At 65.5% G+C, this 14,757-nt stretch carries 16 protein-coding genes; 9 read left to right on the top strand and 7 right to left on the bottom strand.

The annotated features are described in order from the left end of the window. Positions 1-66: 66 nt before the first annotated feature. Together FJ957_RS22210 and FJ957_RS22215 are read right to left on the bottom strand one after the other, a co-directional pair. On the bottom strand, positions 67-669 hold the full coding sequence (locus tag FJ957_RS22210; protein WP_281407694.1) for an NADPH-dependent F420 reductase: 603 nt from the start codon (positions 667-669) through the stop codon (positions 67-69). Positions 670-836: 167 nt separating this feature from the next. Next, on the bottom strand, positions 837-1,571 hold the full coding sequence (locus FJ957_RS22215; protein ID WP_140834977.1) for an SDR family oxidoreductase: 735 nt from the start codon (positions 1,569-1,571) through the stop codon (positions 837-839). 266 nt (positions 1,572-1,837) lie between these two features. Between FJ957_RS22215 and FJ957_RS22220 the strand changes: the two genes are divergently transcribed. Then, positions 1,838-2,734 (top strand): LysR family transcriptional regulator, encoded by an 897-nt coding sequence (locus FJ957_RS22220; RefSeq protein ID WP_140834978.1) that lies wholly within the window; start codon positions 1,838-1,840, stop codon positions 2,732-2,734. Positions 2,735-2,865: 131 nt separating this feature from the next. On the opposite strand, the gene hutH is transcribed toward FJ957_RS22220, so the two are convergent. Next, positions 2,866-4,362, bottom strand: coding sequence for a histidine ammonia-lyase (gene hutH / locus FJ957_RS22225; protein ID WP_140834979.1), 1,497 nt, complete (start codon positions 4,360-4,362; stop codon positions 2,866-2,868). 260 nt (positions 4,363-4,622) lie between these two features. On the opposite strand from hutH, the gene FJ957_RS22230 reads away from it, so the two are divergent. After that, a complete protein-coding gene (locus tag FJ957_RS22230) occupies positions 4,623-4,892 on the top strand; it encodes a hypothetical protein (protein ID WP_246685921.1) in 270 nt (89 codons plus the stop codon). A gap of 166 nt (positions 4,893-5,058) precedes the next feature. On the opposite strand, the gene FJ957_RS22235 is transcribed toward FJ957_RS22230, so the two are convergent. Next, positions 5,059-5,961, bottom strand: a complete 903-nt coding sequence (locus FJ957_RS22235; RefSeq protein ID WP_140834980.1) for an SDR family oxidoreductase — start codon at positions 5,959-5,961, stop codon at positions 5,059-5,061. 98 nt (positions 5,962-6,059) lie between these two features. Here FJ957_RS22235 and FJ957_RS22240 point away from each other — a divergent pair, with 98 nt between their 5' ends. Next, entirely contained in the window at positions 6,060-6,896 is an 837-nt protein-coding gene (locus tag FJ957_RS22240) for a helix-turn-helix transcriptional regulator (RefSeq protein ID WP_140834981.1), read from the top strand. A gap of 48 nt (positions 6,897-6,944) precedes the next feature. Here FJ957_RS22240 and FJ957_RS22245 read toward each other — a convergent pair whose 3' ends face one another. Beyond that, positions 6,945-7,925, bottom strand: a complete 981-nt coding sequence (locus tag FJ957_RS22245) for a LysR family transcriptional regulator (RefSeq protein WP_140834982.1) — start codon at positions 7,923-7,925, stop codon at positions 6,945-6,947. Positions 7,926-8,009: 84 nt separating this feature from the next. Between FJ957_RS22245 and FJ957_RS22250 the strand changes: the two genes are divergently transcribed. Beyond that, positions 8,010-8,837 (top strand): class I SAM-dependent methyltransferase, encoded by an 828-nt coding sequence (locus tag FJ957_RS22250; RefSeq protein WP_140834983.1) that lies wholly within the window; start codon positions 8,010-8,012, stop codon positions 8,835-8,837. A gap of 78 nt (positions 8,838-8,915) precedes the next feature. Continuing rightward, entirely contained in the window at positions 8,916-9,434 is a 519-nt protein-coding gene (locus FJ957_RS22255) for a hypothetical protein (RefSeq protein WP_348642566.1), read from the top strand. Here FJ957_RS22255 and FJ957_RS22260 read toward each other — a convergent pair. Further along, positions 9,431-9,970, bottom strand: a complete 540-nt coding sequence (locus FJ957_RS22260; RefSeq protein WP_140834984.1) for an Lrp/AsnC family transcriptional regulator — start codon at positions 9,968-9,970, stop codon at positions 9,431-9,433. The genes FJ957_RS22255 and FJ957_RS22260 overlap by 4 nt on opposite strands. Positions 9,971-10,018: 48 nt before the next feature. Between FJ957_RS22260 and FJ957_RS22265 the strand changes: the two genes are divergently transcribed. Both FJ957_RS22265 and FJ957_RS22270 read left to right on the top strand, forming a co-directional pair. Beyond that, positions 10,019-11,203, top strand: coding sequence for an MFS transporter (locus tag FJ957_RS22265; RefSeq protein WP_140834985.1), 1,185 nt, complete (start codon positions 10,019-10,021; stop codon positions 11,201-11,203). 95 nt (positions 11,204-11,298) lie between these two features. Further along, entirely contained in the window at positions 11,299-11,724 is a 426-nt protein-coding gene (locus tag FJ957_RS22270; RefSeq protein ID WP_140834986.1) for a GNAT family N-acetyltransferase, read from the top strand. Here the strand turns inward: FJ957_RS22270 and FJ957_RS22275 are convergent, their stop codons facing one another. Further along, entirely contained in the window at positions 11,725-12,840 is a 1,116-nt protein-coding gene (locus FJ957_RS22275) for an anhydro-N-acetylmuramic acid kinase (RefSeq protein WP_140834987.1), read from the bottom strand. It abuts the gene before it with no gap. A gap of 189 nt (positions 12,841-13,029) precedes the next feature. Between FJ957_RS22275 and FJ957_RS22280 the strand changes: the two genes are divergently transcribed. Beyond that, a complete protein-coding gene (locus FJ957_RS22280; RefSeq protein WP_140834988.1) occupies positions 13,030-13,719 on the top strand; it encodes an SDR family NAD(P)-dependent oxidoreductase in 690 nt (229 codons plus the stop codon). A gap of 200 nt (positions 13,720-13,919) precedes the next feature. Next, the gene (locus tag FJ957_RS22285) at positions 13,920-14,756 is read left to right on the top strand and encodes a transporter substrate-binding domain-containing protein (RefSeq protein ID WP_181177428.1); all 837 of its coding nucleotides are present in this window, start codon (positions 13,920-13,922) and stop codon (positions 14,754-14,756) included. The last annotated feature ends 1 nt before the right edge of the window (position 14,757 follow it).

The following is a 14,757-nucleotide window of genomic DNA, read 5'->3' on the forward strand; positions in this document are numbered from 1 at the left end:
CGCGACGCAGGCGGTGAGCCCGTTGGCGCGAAGTCTGCCGAACTCGAGTGACGGGCCGTAGATCGGTTACTGCTCCTTCTTGAACAAATCCTGGAAGATGAGCTGGCCCCAGACGCGGCCGCGTGCGTGCACCAGCGCGCCACCCTCGTTGAGCCTTCCCAGCTTGACGGGTGCGAACCCGAGCTGTTTGGCCAAGGCCGCCACGGGAGCGGTCGCTTCCTCGTCGTCGCTCGACAGAAAGACGACCCGGTGGCCGCCCTCGACGACCGGATCCGCAGCCAGGGTGGCTGCAATCAGGTGATTGAAGCCTTTCACGAACTTGGCGCCGGTGAACGACTTCGCGACGAAGGCGGAGGACGGCAGGCCGTCCAGCTCTTCAGGTACGGGAAACGCGTTCATCGCGTCGATGACCGTCTTGCCTTTCCAGCTCGGCAAGGCTTTCGCAACCTCGCGATGCTCCCCGAACGGGACCGCCAGGATGATTGTGTCGGCCTCGAGTGCTTCCCGCAGCGACTTGGCGACGACCGTGGGCCCAATCGCCCGAGCCTGTGGCGCCAACGCCTCGGGCGGCCGGCGGCTCGCGACGGTCACGTCGATGTTTTTACGGGCGAAGGCGTGGGCGAGGGCCTGGCCTACCTTACCGAATCCTACGATTGCATAGCTCATAATATTTCTCCGATCCGTGTTGATGTTGATTCCCCGGTCTTCAACGGCGCCGGGCTATCCGTTCCGCTGGCGACCTTTACGGAGACGTCCCGTCGTGAACGACCGGGCCGACCGTCCAGCGTGGAAGTCGTTTCGCCATGGGCGCGCTATTCCCGCGATCAGGCGCGATTTCAGATGGCCGAAAAGCCGCCGTCGACAGACAGCTCCACCCCATTCACGAAGCTGGAATCGTCCGAAGCAAGAAACAGCGCGACCGCCGCAATTTCCTCGGGACGCCCCATCTTTCCCCGCGGGATCAGGGATTCGAACATCTGCTTCGCCTCCTCGGTGAGAACCTGGTCCTGCATCGGTGTGGCGATCGGCCCCGGGCTCAGCACGTTCACCCGGATATTCCTGCCCTTCAGTTCGTTGAGCCAAGTGCGTGCGAATGAGCGCAACGCCGCCTTGCTCGCCGCATACACGCCGTAACCAGGAAAACCTTTCACCGAGGCGACTGACCCGGTCATGAAGATCGATCCGCCATCGTTGAACAGCGGCAACGCTTTCTGAACCGCAAACAGCGTGCCGCGCGCATTCAGGCCGAAGGCCGCATCGAAGTGCTGCTCGGTGATCTCGCCCAGAGGGACGGCTTCGCCCGTGCCGGCGCTCGCGTACAGGACGTCGATCTTGCCCTTTTCCCGCTTGACCGTGTCGAACAGACGGTCGAGGTCGTCGAGATTGGCCGCGTCGCCACGCACACCGGTTACGTTCCGGCCGATCAGCCTGGCGGCCTCGTCGAGCGCCTCCTGTTTCCGGCCCGTGATGAAAACATAGGCGCCTTCTTCAACGAACCGCTTGGCGCTCGCCAGTGCCATGCCGCTCGATCCACCCGTGATGACTGCAACCTTACCGTCTAACTTTCCCATGACTTTCCTTCCAAGCTCCATTTTTGGTCGTTCGGGGAGGCCCCGAGAACCTCAAGATGGGGCGGCCGCAGTCAGGCGTTGAGTGCGGAAGCGCGCACATCGGTGGTGCGAAATCGATCCGGTTGGACGACCGACGCCAGCCACGACGATCGGTTGTCCGCCGTTCGGAATTGGGCCGTGCTTCTCCGCTTAGGCTATGACGACCGCCCGTTCTGCTGTTAGATGCGGGCTTTGGAAGGCGCACCTCGGCGGTGCTGGATTGCACCATGATCGACTGGGATGACGTTCGCTACTTTCTTGCCGTCGCGCGCGCAGGCTCGGTGCGGGCTGCCGCCGAGCGCCTCGGAGTGAACCACTCGACCGTGCTGCGACGCGTCGCTCAGCTCGAGGGGCGGCTCGGGGCGCACATGTTCGAGAAGCTGCCTTCGGGTTATCGCCTGACGGCTGCAGGGGAGGAGGTCCTCGAGCTTGCCGACCAGATGGAAGTGTCGTCGCACCAGCTGGAGACGCGCGTCCTTGGCCGCGACCAGAGCGTGCGCGGCTTACTGCGGGTGACACTGGCGCCGCCGCTGGCGACACACCTGCTCATGCCGGACTTCTCCGATTTCGCGCGTCTGTATCCGGACATCGAGATGGAAATCTTGTCGTCCGGCGAGCTGGCAAATCTGACCAACCGAGAGGCCGACGTTGCGATTCGCGTCGTTTACGACCGCAGAACCCTGCCGCTCAATCTTCACGGCCTGAAGGGACCGGATGTATTCGGCGGTATCTACATGGCCCGCGATCGACTGGCCGCGTGGCGTGCGGGCGCGCCTGATCCCATCCGGTGGATCGTCATAAGCATTCATGGAATCCCGGACTGGGCCCGCTCGGGTGAGGTTCGCGCCGCCGAGGTTCCGTTCAGGGTCACGGATGCCGAGGCGCAGGTCGCCGCGGCGCGGCAGGGGCTCGGGATGACGACGCTGCCGTGCTTCGTGGGAGATGCCGACCCTCTGCTGGCGAGGGTGCCGGGTACCGACCTGCACATGTACGGAACGCTCTGGCTTCTCACGCAGGGGGACACACGCAAGACGAAGCGCGTGCGGCTCTTCACCGAGTTCGTATCCCGCAGGCTCGCCGCCTACGCGCCGCTTCTCGCGGGACTGTCCTTGTCGCCGGACTGACGCGCGACAGGTAGCCGGCGACGCTTGCCGCAATCCGGCCGGAAGCCGAGCTGCGTCGACGAGGGTGTCTGCGAGCAGACGAAACGTCCGGGCCGACTGACGCGGCGCTGGTAGCGGGCCTGTTGGTCCGCCTACAGCCGAGGCCCCGCCACCATGCGCGCCACCCGCGCCATGTCGGCGCTCATCTCGCGGTCGTCGTCGAGCGGGGCGACCAGCGCCCGCACGGCGTCATAGCTGCGCCGAGGCCCTTCGCCCATGCTGTCCAGCACGCCGCGCAGTTCGACGCCGGTCGCCGCGAAGATCAGCTCCATCGCCACCAGATAGCGCAGGCGTTCTATGATCCCTGCCGTCTTGGCCACCACGCGTGGCGCCATCGACGACTGGTCCTCGACGCCATCCGAGATGGCTAGAGGGCTGAGCGACATCGGATTGGCGAGGTGGCGGATCTCGGCTTCGAGCGCCGCGACCGGCTTCTGCAGTTCCGCATATCCCTGGCGGCTGCCGCCCCTGGCCGACAGGAAGCGCGGCAGCTCCGCCACCGTCGGCGACATCAGCTTCATCGAGCGGTTGGCGGTGCCGACCGCGCAATGCGCCAGCGCCTGGCCGAGATTTTCCCAGGTCAGCGTGAAAGCGGTCAGGTCGAAATTGCCGTTGGAGACGACCCGTTCGGCCTCCGGCAGGATGACCGGATTGTCGCCCGAATGGCCAAGCTCGATCTCCGTCGCCAGCTTTGCCTGCTCATAGGCGTGCAGCAGGCCGCCCCACACCTGCGGCACGCAGCGGAAGCTGAGCGGATCCTGCAGGCGCCGCGCGGCGTCCTCCTGCCACAACCCGCTGCCCGAAAGCTCCGTGCGCAGCCGCGTGCCGATCTCGATTTGGCCGAAAGCCGGCCGCGCCGCCAGCGCATCCTTGTCGATGGCCTTGAGCGACGAGCGGAATGCCTCGTAGTTCAGCGCTACCGCCGCGAGCGACCAGTCGATCAGGCATGCGACCTCTTCGAGGGCGAGACACGCCGTTCCGGTCGAAAGGCTGTTGGCGACGATGATGGCGTGGCCGTCCTTCTCGCGCAGGTCGAGCGGTTCGAGCCCGGCGAGCTTCAACGCCTCGGCCGATGGCATGATCCTGCCCTGATATTCGCTCTCGCCATCGCCGCGCAGCGCCCTGGCCAGATGACCGAGCGGCGCAAGGTCCGCGGCGCCCACCGAGCCCCAAGAAGGGATCACCGGATGGACGCCGGCGTTGAGCGCCGCGACCAGGCCCATGACGACGCCCTCCGAGGTGCCCGTGCCGCCCGCGACCATGCCGCAGATGCGCGCGACCATCAGCGCCCGCACCGCCTCGGTCGGCAGCGACGGCCCGGCGCCCATCGAGTGGCTGAGCGGCACGCTGTGCTGGAAGGCGATCAGGTCGGCCTGGGCGAGCGGCGTGTCGACACAGGCGCCGAGCCCGGTGGTGACGCCGTAAAGCGGTTTGCCGAGCTGGGTGAGATGCTCGATGAGGGCGCGGCTTGCGCGGATGCGGCGCATGGCTTCCTCGCCGATCACAAGCCGGGCATTGCGCCGCGCGATCTCGGCGACGTCTTCCGTGCCCAGCGGCTTGGCGTCGAGGACGATCACTCTGGCTGTCATCTGGCTATTCCTTGGCCTTCGGAGCAGTGGCCGAACGAATGCAGGATATCCGGCATCGGAGCCGGCCATTGTCGGAAATCCGCCGTCGCGTCTGCCGTTATCTTTCTTCGATTGGCGATACGGCAGGGAAAAATCGGACGCCGATGTCACAACAGGCCGAGCCTCGCTCATCTTGAAGTCGGCGGCGGGCAAACGGGGAACTTTTGCTCTGCTGGCGATTTTGGATATGCTGCAGATCCAATTGCCAGAAGGTCGCTGCTATGACGAGACATTTTGCAATCGCCGCGCTCACGCTTGCCGTGGCAGCCGCGATGGCCGGTCCGGTTGCCGCCGGCGAACATCGCCACCGCGTCACCGAACAGGAACGTTATGTCCCGGCCAGCGACGATATCATCGAGACGCTGTTCGGCGGGCCGCGCTATTACGATCAGCAGATGACCAACACGGCGGCGGGCGCCTGCGCGTATCACCGCGTCGGACCTGACGCGAATGCGGTGAACGACATCAACGACCACTATTGCGGGAAATAGGGTTCCCCCGACGGTTCCTCCGGAGCCGGCTTTCGATAAGCCTCGGCTACCTTTGCGTTTGTGGTGGCCGCGAACCTATCGGAGTCGCTGGTGGCTGTCCTTGAGGAGATCTGGCCTCCCTGCAGACGGCGGTCCAGCCGGCTCGCTGAACCGGCGGAGGACCTGGCTAGGCCGCGGCCGCCTGCGAATAATCCATCCGTTCGAGATCGGCGATCAGGCCGGGGCCGGTCGGCTGCCAGCCGAGATGCGAGCGCGTCCATTCGCTCGAGGCCGGCATATCGAGACCGGCGAAGATGGAAAGCCATCCGAAATGGTCGGCCGCTTCTTCCTGCGAGAGCGAGACCACCGGCACGTCGAGGCCGGCGCCGATCACTTCCGCGATCTCGCGCATGGCGATGCCTTCCTCGGCGACGGCGTTGTAGCGCACGCCGGCTTGCTGCTTGTCCAGCGCCAGACGGTAAAGTTTCGCGACGTCAAGCACATGCGCCGCCGACCACCGGTTGCGGCCCTCGCCAAGATAGGCCGAGACGCCCTTGGCGCGCGTCTGGGCGATCAGCGGCGTGATCAGGCCCTGCTTCACCCTGTCATGCACCTGCGGCAGCCGCACCACCGATACCTTGACGCCCTTCTCGGCCATCGCCGCGCCGGTAAGCTCCGACAGGACGCGCGGATTGGGATGGTCAGTGTTGAAGATGTCTTCTCTCGCCGGCTGTCCGTGTTCGGCGGAGCCCATGCCAACACCCGACGTGATGATGAGGAGCCGGTCCGACCCGGCGAGCGCCCTGCCCAGCGCTTCGATCACGCGCTTGTCCTTCTCGCAATTCGCGACGAAATTCGAGAAATTGTGGTCGAAGGCGGTGTGGATCACCGCATCCGACTTCGCTGCGCCGTCGCGCAGGCTGTCGAGGTCTTCGATGTCGCCGCGATGGGGCTCGGCGCCTGCGGCGATAAGCGACTGCGCGCCGGCATCGGAGCGGGTCAGGCCGAGCACTTGATGGCCCGCGGCGAGGAGCTCAGGCACGATTCTGGAACCGATGAAGCCGGTAGCGCCGGTGAGGAATACACGCATGGGAGATCTCCGCTTGTTGTTCGGAGGCCTTATTTGCGCTATAACTCATTCTGTTAAAGTAGTGACTTTATCATGGTATAATAGCCAACAGGATCGCAATGCCAGCCGAGACGGCCAACAAGCTGGGCACCTTTCTCCGGGACCGCCGCATGCGCCTCGATCCCGCCGCCTTCGGCTTCGCCACGGGGCGGCGGCGCACGCAGGGGCTGCGCCGCGAAGAAGTGGCGCAGCGCGCGAATATCAGCCCGACCTGGTACACCTGGCTGGAGCAGGGGCGGGGCGGCGCGCCCTCGGCGGACGTGCTCAACCGCATCGCGACCGGGCTGATGCTGACCGAGCCCGAACGCGAGCATCTGTTCATGCTGGGTCTCGGCCGGCCGCCGGAGGTCCGCTACAGAAACGTCGACAGCGTGACGCCGCGCCTGCAGCGCGTCCTTGACGCTTTGGACCCCAGCCCGGCGATCATCAAGACCGCGACATGGGACGTGGTTGCCTGGAACCGTGCCGCGGCCGCGATGCTCACCGACTATTCCAAGCTGGCGCGCGAGCAGCGCAACATCCTTCGCCTGATGTTCGGCAACTCGCGCGTGCGCGACGCGCAGGACGATTGGGAGAGTGTGGCGCGCTTCGTGGTCGGGTCGTTCAGGGCCGATGCCACGAGGGCGGGCGCAGGCGCGGAGATCACCCAACTCGTCGAAGAGCTTTGCCGGATCAGTCCGGAATTCGAGGCGCTGTGGCGCGACAACGACATCGTGCCGGCCCACGGCGAGGGCGTGAAACGCCTGCGGCATCCCGAGATCGGGCTGATCGAGCTGGAGTTCTCCGTCTTTGCGGTCGATGGCCGCCCGGAACTCGGCATGATCGTCTACAATCCGGCCACGCAGGCGGATGCAGAACGTATTAGATCACTGATCGCATCTCGCGCCGCAGAATGATGGAGGCCGCTCCCCTCGGCGCTGCGGTCGAGCGGCTTATTGCCTGGCTCAACCGCCTTCACGGACCTTCGAAGCGTCAGCTTTGCCGCCGCCTGCCCGATCGCTTCGGGCGACGTCAGCGGCGCCCGGCTGCCGGATATGGTCGATGAAGGCGCGCAGCTTGGGCAGCACCTGGTGCCTTTCCGGATAATAGAGAAAGATGCCCGGCGTGGTCACCGCGAAGCGGCTAAGCAGCGCCTGTAAGCGCCCGTCGGCGATCGGCGCTTCCGCGATCGGGCCTGGCACCTGCGCCAGCCCGACCCCCTGGATCGCCGCGCCGAGCAGCGACGGATAGTCATGCGCGATGAGCGGTCCCGAGACGATTGCCTCGACAGCCTTGTTGCCGTCGACAAAGGACCACGGAGCGACCGAGCCGTTCGAGCGGCGCAGGCGCAGGCAGGCATGGTCGCGCAGATCTTCGATGCGCTCCGGCATCGCGCGCCGGCGCAAATAATCGGGGCTGCCGGCGACCACCATCGGGAAGGGAGGCGTCAGCCGGACCGCGACCATGTCGGGCGCGATCAGATCGCCCATGCGGATGCCGGCATCGAATCCTTCGGCGGCGAGATCGGCCAGCTCACCGCTGGCGACGATCTCCAGCTCGATCTCGGGATAGGCCTGGCAGAAAGAGGCGATCAGAGGCTCCAGCAGCACCGGCACCACGGCCGGCGGCACCGAAAGACGCAGGAGCCCGGCCGGCCGCTGACCCATCCCGCGCGCGATCTCGCTTGCCGCGATCAGTTCCTCGAAGGCGGGCCGGGCACGCGTGAAAAAGCGCTCGCCGGCTTCCGTCAGGCCGACGCTGCGCGTGGTGCGGATGAAGAGCGCGGCGCCGATGCGCGCCTCGAGCGTTCGTATTGCCTGGCTGATCGCCGACGGAGTGACGGCGAGCTCGGCCGCCGCCTTGCGGAAATTGCGGTGCTTGGCCACACTCAAAAACGCCTCGACACCATCGAGCGCGCCATGCCTGACTGTGAAGTTCTGCTTCATGACCCATCGACATTATCGCGGATAGTTGCCGGCAGAAAGCGACCGTATTTCTTGCGTGACCTGGAAGCCTGAAAGGAAGTGGCAATGACCGATGAATTCGATCGCGTGCGCGATCACTATCGCGCGACCGGCCTGACCGATCGGTTGAAGACCGCGCTGGCGGTGTTTGGGCCTGAGCAACAGCGGCTGAAGCCCGAACAGCTGGCGACCCTCGACCAGTTCCACACCCGCGGGCTGGCCGCGACAGCGGAGCTCGCCAATCTTGCCGTCATCACCGCCGACATGTCGGTGCTCGACGTCGGATCTGGCGTCGGCGGGCCGGCTCGCTTCCTGGAGGCGACATATGGCTGCGCGGTGACCGGTATCGATCTCAGCGAACCCTTCGTCGAGGCCGCGCGCTATCTGACAGCGCGAACCGGGCAGGCCGGCAACGTGTCGTTCGAAGCCGGCAGCGCTTTGTCGCTTCCCTTCGAGGATGGCCGCTTCGACGCCGCGCTCTTGCAGCATGTGGCGATGAACATCGCCGACCGGCCGCGGCTCTACCGCGAGATCAGGCGCGTTTTGAAGCCGGGCGGAAAATTCGCGACATTCGACGTCGTGCTGAATGGTGGCGATCCGCTCTATCCAGTGCCCTGGGCGAAGACGCCGGGCGAAAGCTTCCTGCTGACCTCCGAGGCGACCTGCGAGGCGATCGAAGCCGCCGGCTTCGGCACGCTTGTCCGCCGCGACGACACGGCCATAGCCAAGGCCTGGTTCGCCGAACTCCGCGCCTCCGGCCCGCCGCCTTCGCTCAATCTAGGGGTCGTCATGGGCCAGGGTTTCGCGGAACTCGCCACCAATCTCGGACGCAACCTCATGGAGGGACGGCTGGGCATCCTCACGGCGGTATTCGAGGCCGTTCCGGTCAACTGAGCAACTCCAGGAAAAGTGGTCAGCGGTCAGGCTCGGGGCTTCGCCGCAGCCTTCCGTCCGGAATTGCGAAAACCAACATTGAGGGGAGGCGAAAATGACACCAGCGATGATCTTAACATCCATCTCGGGCTCGGCTACGTGCCGTGGCTGCTTTGCTTCGCCGCCTATATCTGGCCAAGTCTGAGGTCGATGGAGCCGATTGAGGCGCAGCGCGCCATCGCAACGCTGCACAGCTTCCGCTTCTTCGGCCTCGTCTTCCTCATCCCGGGCGTGGTCGGTCCCGACCTTGCTCCTGACTTCGCAAGCTTCGCCGCCTATGGCGACTTCGTCACCGGCTTGCTCGCCATGCTGGCGCTGTTCGCGGTCGCGAGGCCCGCGATCTTCTGGCCACTCGTCGTCGCCTACAATGTCGTGGGCGTGGTCGACCTTGTCGGCGACTACTATCACGGCGTTATGCTCGACCTTCCCGGCCATGCGGGCCAGTTGGGCGCCACCTACGCAATCCCGATCCTCTACGTGCCGCTTTTGATGATCACGCATGTCGCGGCTTTCTACCTGCTGGCGCGTTCCAGGCGCCATCAGCGTGCACCGGCCTAATACATAGGCGTTGCCATATGCTTAGGCGCCGGCCATTCGCTCGTGATCTCCGGTTGCACCGGACGCTCGAGATAGGTCGACAGCACGACATAGCTGCGCGTCGAGGTGACGCCGGGCGTATCGTAGAGGCGGGCCAGAAGGCCTTCGAGCGCGCGCGTGTCCTCGGTGCGCACCTTGAGCAGCATGCAGGTGTCGCCGGCGACCGTGTGGATCTCCTCGACCTCCGGATATTTGGAGACCGCCATCAGCTCCGGCGTCTTGCCCCAGCCCCTTGTGTCGATATGCACGAAGGCCAGCAGCGGCTTCTTCACCGCCCTCGGATCGATGATCGCCGAGGTGGCGCGGATGGCGCCGCTGCGCTTCAGCCGCTTGACCCGCTCATGCGCCGCCGGCGGCGACAGGCCGACGCGCTCGCCGAGATCGGCATAGCTGATGGTCGCGTCCTCGACGAGAACGCCTAATATCTTTCGGTCGATCGGGTCGAGATCACGGGCCGGATGCTTGTTCCGCTGAATGTCATCTGTTTCTGTGTCCATATGGAAATCCTCCATTGATGCGGAATTAAATTCGGCCATTATGATAATATGTCGAACAGTGATCAATCAGCAATTTTGACGGCGGCGCCGCGCGCGCCAATCCCGGCCGCCGCCTATCTGCTGACGGGCTGCATCGCCGTCATCGGCTCCAATTCGTTGGTTCTGGGACCTATCGCGCCGGCCGTTGCGGCATCGTTCGGCGCCAGCGTGCCGGCGGTTATGACGGCCGCCGCCGCCTTCGGCCTCGGCACGTCGGCCAGCGCGCTCTTCCTTGCCCGCTACATCGACCGGATCGGCGCGCGCCGCATGCTGCAGGGCGCATTGCTCTTGCTGGCCATCGCGCTGGTTGCCAGCGCGTTGGCGCCGACTGTGACGATGTTGGTGGCCGCCCAACTCGTTGCCGGCATTGCCGCCGGTATCGCCATGCCGGCGATCTATGCCAGCTCGGCCGCGATCGCGCCGCCCGGCCGCGAGAGCGGTACCATCGGGGTGGTGCTGACCGGCTGGACGCTTTCGATGGTCGCCGGTGTGTCGCTGTCGGCCGTGATTGCCGATCTCATCCATTGGCGTGCCGTCTTCGCGGCCGTCGCGCTTCTCGCGGGAGCGGCCGTTGCCGGTCTGGCGTTGAGTTCGCTGCACGACATCAGGAAAAGCGGCCCCGCGCCGTCGCCGCTCGGCGCGCTCGCCGTTCCCGGCATCCTGCCGCTGCTCATTGCTTGCGGCGCCTTCATGACCGCCTTCTACGGCGTCTACGGCTATCTCGGCGACCATCTTCATGAAGCCCTCGGCGAGCCGGTCAGCGCCAACGGCCTGGCCGCCGTCGCCTACGGTCTCGGCTTCGGCGCGGCCGCTTTGCTCGATGGCGTCATCGACCGGCTCGGCGCGCGCCGTGTCATGCCGTTCGCCTATCTGCTGGTCGCCTCCGTCTATGTCGCGATCGCCTTGGCAAGCACCGGCTTCGGCCTGCTGCTTGCGTCGATCGCCGTCTGGGGTCTCGCCAACCATTTCGGGCTGAACGTGCTGGTCATGCGCCTCACTGCGCTCGACCCGTCGCGGCGCGGCACCATCATGGGCCTGAACAGCGCGGTCACCTATCTTGCCGTCACCGTCGGCACCGCAGGCTTCGGCCCGCTCTACACGACCCTCGGCTTCGCCAACTGCGCCCTGATCGCCGCGGCACTGATGCTGGTTGCGGCGGGCGCCGCGGCGTGGCGACCGGCTGGTCCTCGATAACAGGCCTGCCTCACTCTTCGCTTCCGGCCGGAAATCCGTTTCGCACTTTTCCTGGGATTGCTCTAAGGCTGGCTTGCGAACCGGAGTCGCAGCCGATGAAGACGAGCCTCGAGATCACTGCCGAGCCCTTGCCGCAGGACCTCGCTTTCCTGAGCGGGAGCCTCACCGCCTTCAACGATGCCGATGTCGGCGCGTCAGGTCGAAAGCCGCTGGCGGTTATCGTGCGCGACGACCATGGTGTCATCGTCGCCGGCATTTCCGGCTACACCGCCTGGGGCTGGCTCTACGTGCAGTGGCTGTGGGTCGACGAAAGATTGCGCGGCCGGCGCACAGCCGCCGGCATGCTCGACGCCGCCGAACGGGAAGCCATCGCACGCGGTTGTCACGGTGCCTGGATCGACACCTTCAACTCGGTCGCCGAAAAGGTCTATCGGCGTCAGGGCTACCAGCCGTTCGGCACGCTGCCTGACTTCCCCATCGGCCGCAGCCGCATCTTCCTGCAGAAGAAGCTGCCGTCCTGATCAGCCAGCCAGCTTTCCGCCGCGCATCGGCGCGGGCGCGCCGGTGGTGCTTGGAAAGCTGATCGGCAGGCCGCGCAGCACGCGCACGGCGAGGAAAGCAAAACACTCCGCCTCCACCGCGTCGCCCTTCCATCCGAACGTCTCGGCCTGTACGACCTCGACGCTGGCGCGGCTTTCGAGCATTGCCATCATCGTCGGATTGTGGCGGCCGCCGCCGCTGACCGCCAGCCGCTTCGGCCGGCGCGGCAACAGGTCGAGCGCCTTGCCGACAGCTGACACGGTGAAGGCCGTCAGCAATGCCGCGCCGTCCTCCGGGCCGAGCCCCTCGGCCATCGCCGCGGTGAAGTCGTAGCGGTCGAGCGATTTTGGATAGGGTTTGGTGAGATACGGATGCTGCAGCAGCTTGGCGAGCCGTCCCTCATCGACCTCGCCGGCGGCCGCCAGCTTGCCGTCGCAGTCCATCTCGCCGAGGCCTTTCGACTTGATGAAATCGTTGACCGGCGCATTGGCCGGGCCGGTGTCGAAGGCGACGATATTGTCCTTGCCGTCCCACCATGTGATGTTGCCGACGCCGCCGAGATTGAGCACGGCGGTGTCGCCGCTGGCGTCCGCCTCTTTAAGCAACGCGGCATGATAGGCCGCGGCCAGAGGCGCGCCTTGCCCGCCGGCCGCGACATCGGCCGAGCGGAAATCATAGGCGACCCTGGTGCGAAGCAGCGAGGCCATCAGCTCGCCGTCGCCAAGCTGCCGCGTGCAGCCGATCCGTCCCGGCTGCGGCGCGCGATGCAGCACGGTCTGGCCGTGGAAGCCGACGATGCCGATATCGGCCATGCTCATCCCCTGGCTCTCGACCAGGTCACTGACCGCAGCGGACTGCGCGCGCGTCAGCGCCTCCTCGGCTTCGCGAAAGATCGCCGGCTCCGGTCCCTCGAAATTCCAGGCGCGCGCCTGGCGCAGCGTCTCTTCGAGCAAGGTGCGGATCGATTGCGGGTAGGGGGCCAGCGTGTACGTGCCGGTATCGGCGATGCGCTCGCCATCGGTCTTGATCAGCGCCACGTCGATATTGCCGTCGAGCACCGTGCCGGTCATCAGGCCGACGGCCCAGATTGGTTCCATGGTGGTTCCTCGAATCGCCCTTCATCCACGTGTCGGATGGATCAGCCCCGCAGGCAAGTCTTTCGCCGCGCCCTTCCAGGTCGCCTTTTGCGCCAAATGGCGAAAATCGAGCAGCCACGTTCTTGCCTCTTGTCGCCAAAGGGGCGAGCCTGCAGGTTCGACATCGAGGTACCTCAAGGAGGAAACGTCATGGCAGCCAATGTTGCGGTGATCGCGGGCGCTGGCTCCGGGCTAAGCGCCTCGCTGGCGCGGCTTCTAGCCAAGGAGGGATTCCGCGTCGTCCTTGCCGCGCGTAACGTCGACAAGTTAGCGGCGCTGGTCAAGGAAACCGGCGCGCAAGCCGTGGAAACCGACGTGTCGGACGCGGCTTCCGTCGAGCGCCTGTTCGAGGCGGCCGACAAGGAAGGCCCGCTCGAAATTGCCGTCTTCAACGCCAGCGGCCGCACGCGCGGCCCGATCGCCGAGCTCGATCCCGACGCGGTCAAGCAAGCCCTGCTCGTCGGCGCCTATGGCGGCTTCCTGGTCGGCCAGCAGGCGGTGCGCCGACTTCTCGCGCGCGGCTCCGGCTCGATCCTGTTCACCGGCGCCACGGCAAGCCTCAAGGGGTTTCCCGGTTCTGCCGGTTTCGCTATGCCGAAATTCGGCCTGCGCGGGCTGGCGCAATCGATGGCGCGCGAGCTTTCGCCGAAGAACATCCACGTCGCGCATTTCATCATCGACGGCCAGATCGAGCCGGCCGGACAGGCGCCCGAACCCGACCGTCCGGAGCGCCGCCTCTCGCCCGACGCGATCGCCGAGACCTATCTCGCCGTCCATCGCCAGCATCGCAGCGCCTGGAGCTTCGAGGTCGAGTTGAGGCCATGGGTCGAGACGTTCTGACAGCCCATTGTACGAAACGTACAGTAACACGCCCTGGTGCGGCTCATTATTTTAGGAAGTATGCATATTTCCTGATGCCGTTTTAGCGATCTGCAATGTAAAAAAGCACAAAATAAAATATACCTTTACTTAACTTCGGCATGCATACTGCGCATTGTCAGATCTGTTGTCCGGCTCTCCTGCACGAATTGAGAATGGGCATGCCGCTTACACGTCGCACGCTGTTTGCAGCCGGAGGCGGAGGGCTGCTCGTTGCGCAGGCGCAAGCCGCGGCCACGCCGGCCCAGGCGCAAGACGCTCCAAAACCCATCGTCAGCGACAACAAGCTGCGCATCGCCATGCCGGCCTTCGCGTCCGATCCCTTCTTTCCGGCAGACGGCTCGGGGGACAAGGGCATCGACATGGACCTGGCCCGCGGGATAGCCGCGGAGCTCGGCGTCGAACCGGTGTTCGACCGGTCCGCCGTGACCTTCGACGCCATGGTGCAAAAGCTGACCTTCGGTCAGGCGGACCTTGCGATCGGCAAGCTCAGCCGCACGCTTCAGCGCGGTCGCTCGATCCTCTATTCGCAGCCCTACGCCGTGCTGCACCAGGGGTTGCTCGCCAACCGCGTGAACCTGGCACGCATCGCGCAAGGCGAGTCGCCTGAGCAGATCATCCGCGATTTCTCTGGCGATCTCGGCGTCATCGAAGGCTCGTCCTTCGCCACCTATGCGGCCACCACGTTCCCGCACGCGCAAATCCGACGCTTCGCGGGCTGGAATACGGTTGTCGATGCGATCCGCAACGGCGCGATCGACCTCGCCTATCGCGACGATTTCGAGATCAAGAAGCTGATGGTCGACGATCCGTCGATGACGGTCGTCGCGCGCTCGATCACGCTGACCGACAAGGTCGATACGATCGCGGTCGGCATCAGTCCGGACAATCCGCATCTCGCGGCCTTTGTCGATCTCTATCTCGACCTGGCAAGAGGCCAGCAGGTCCTCAACACCGACGAGATCATCGCGCGCTATCGCCAGGGGAGCAAAGCCTGAC

The sequence above is a fragment of the Mesorhizobium sp. B2-4-6 genome, from assembly GCF_006442775.1.
GTDB lineage: Bacteria > Pseudomonadota > Alphaproteobacteria > Rhizobiales > Rhizobiaceae > Mesorhizobium.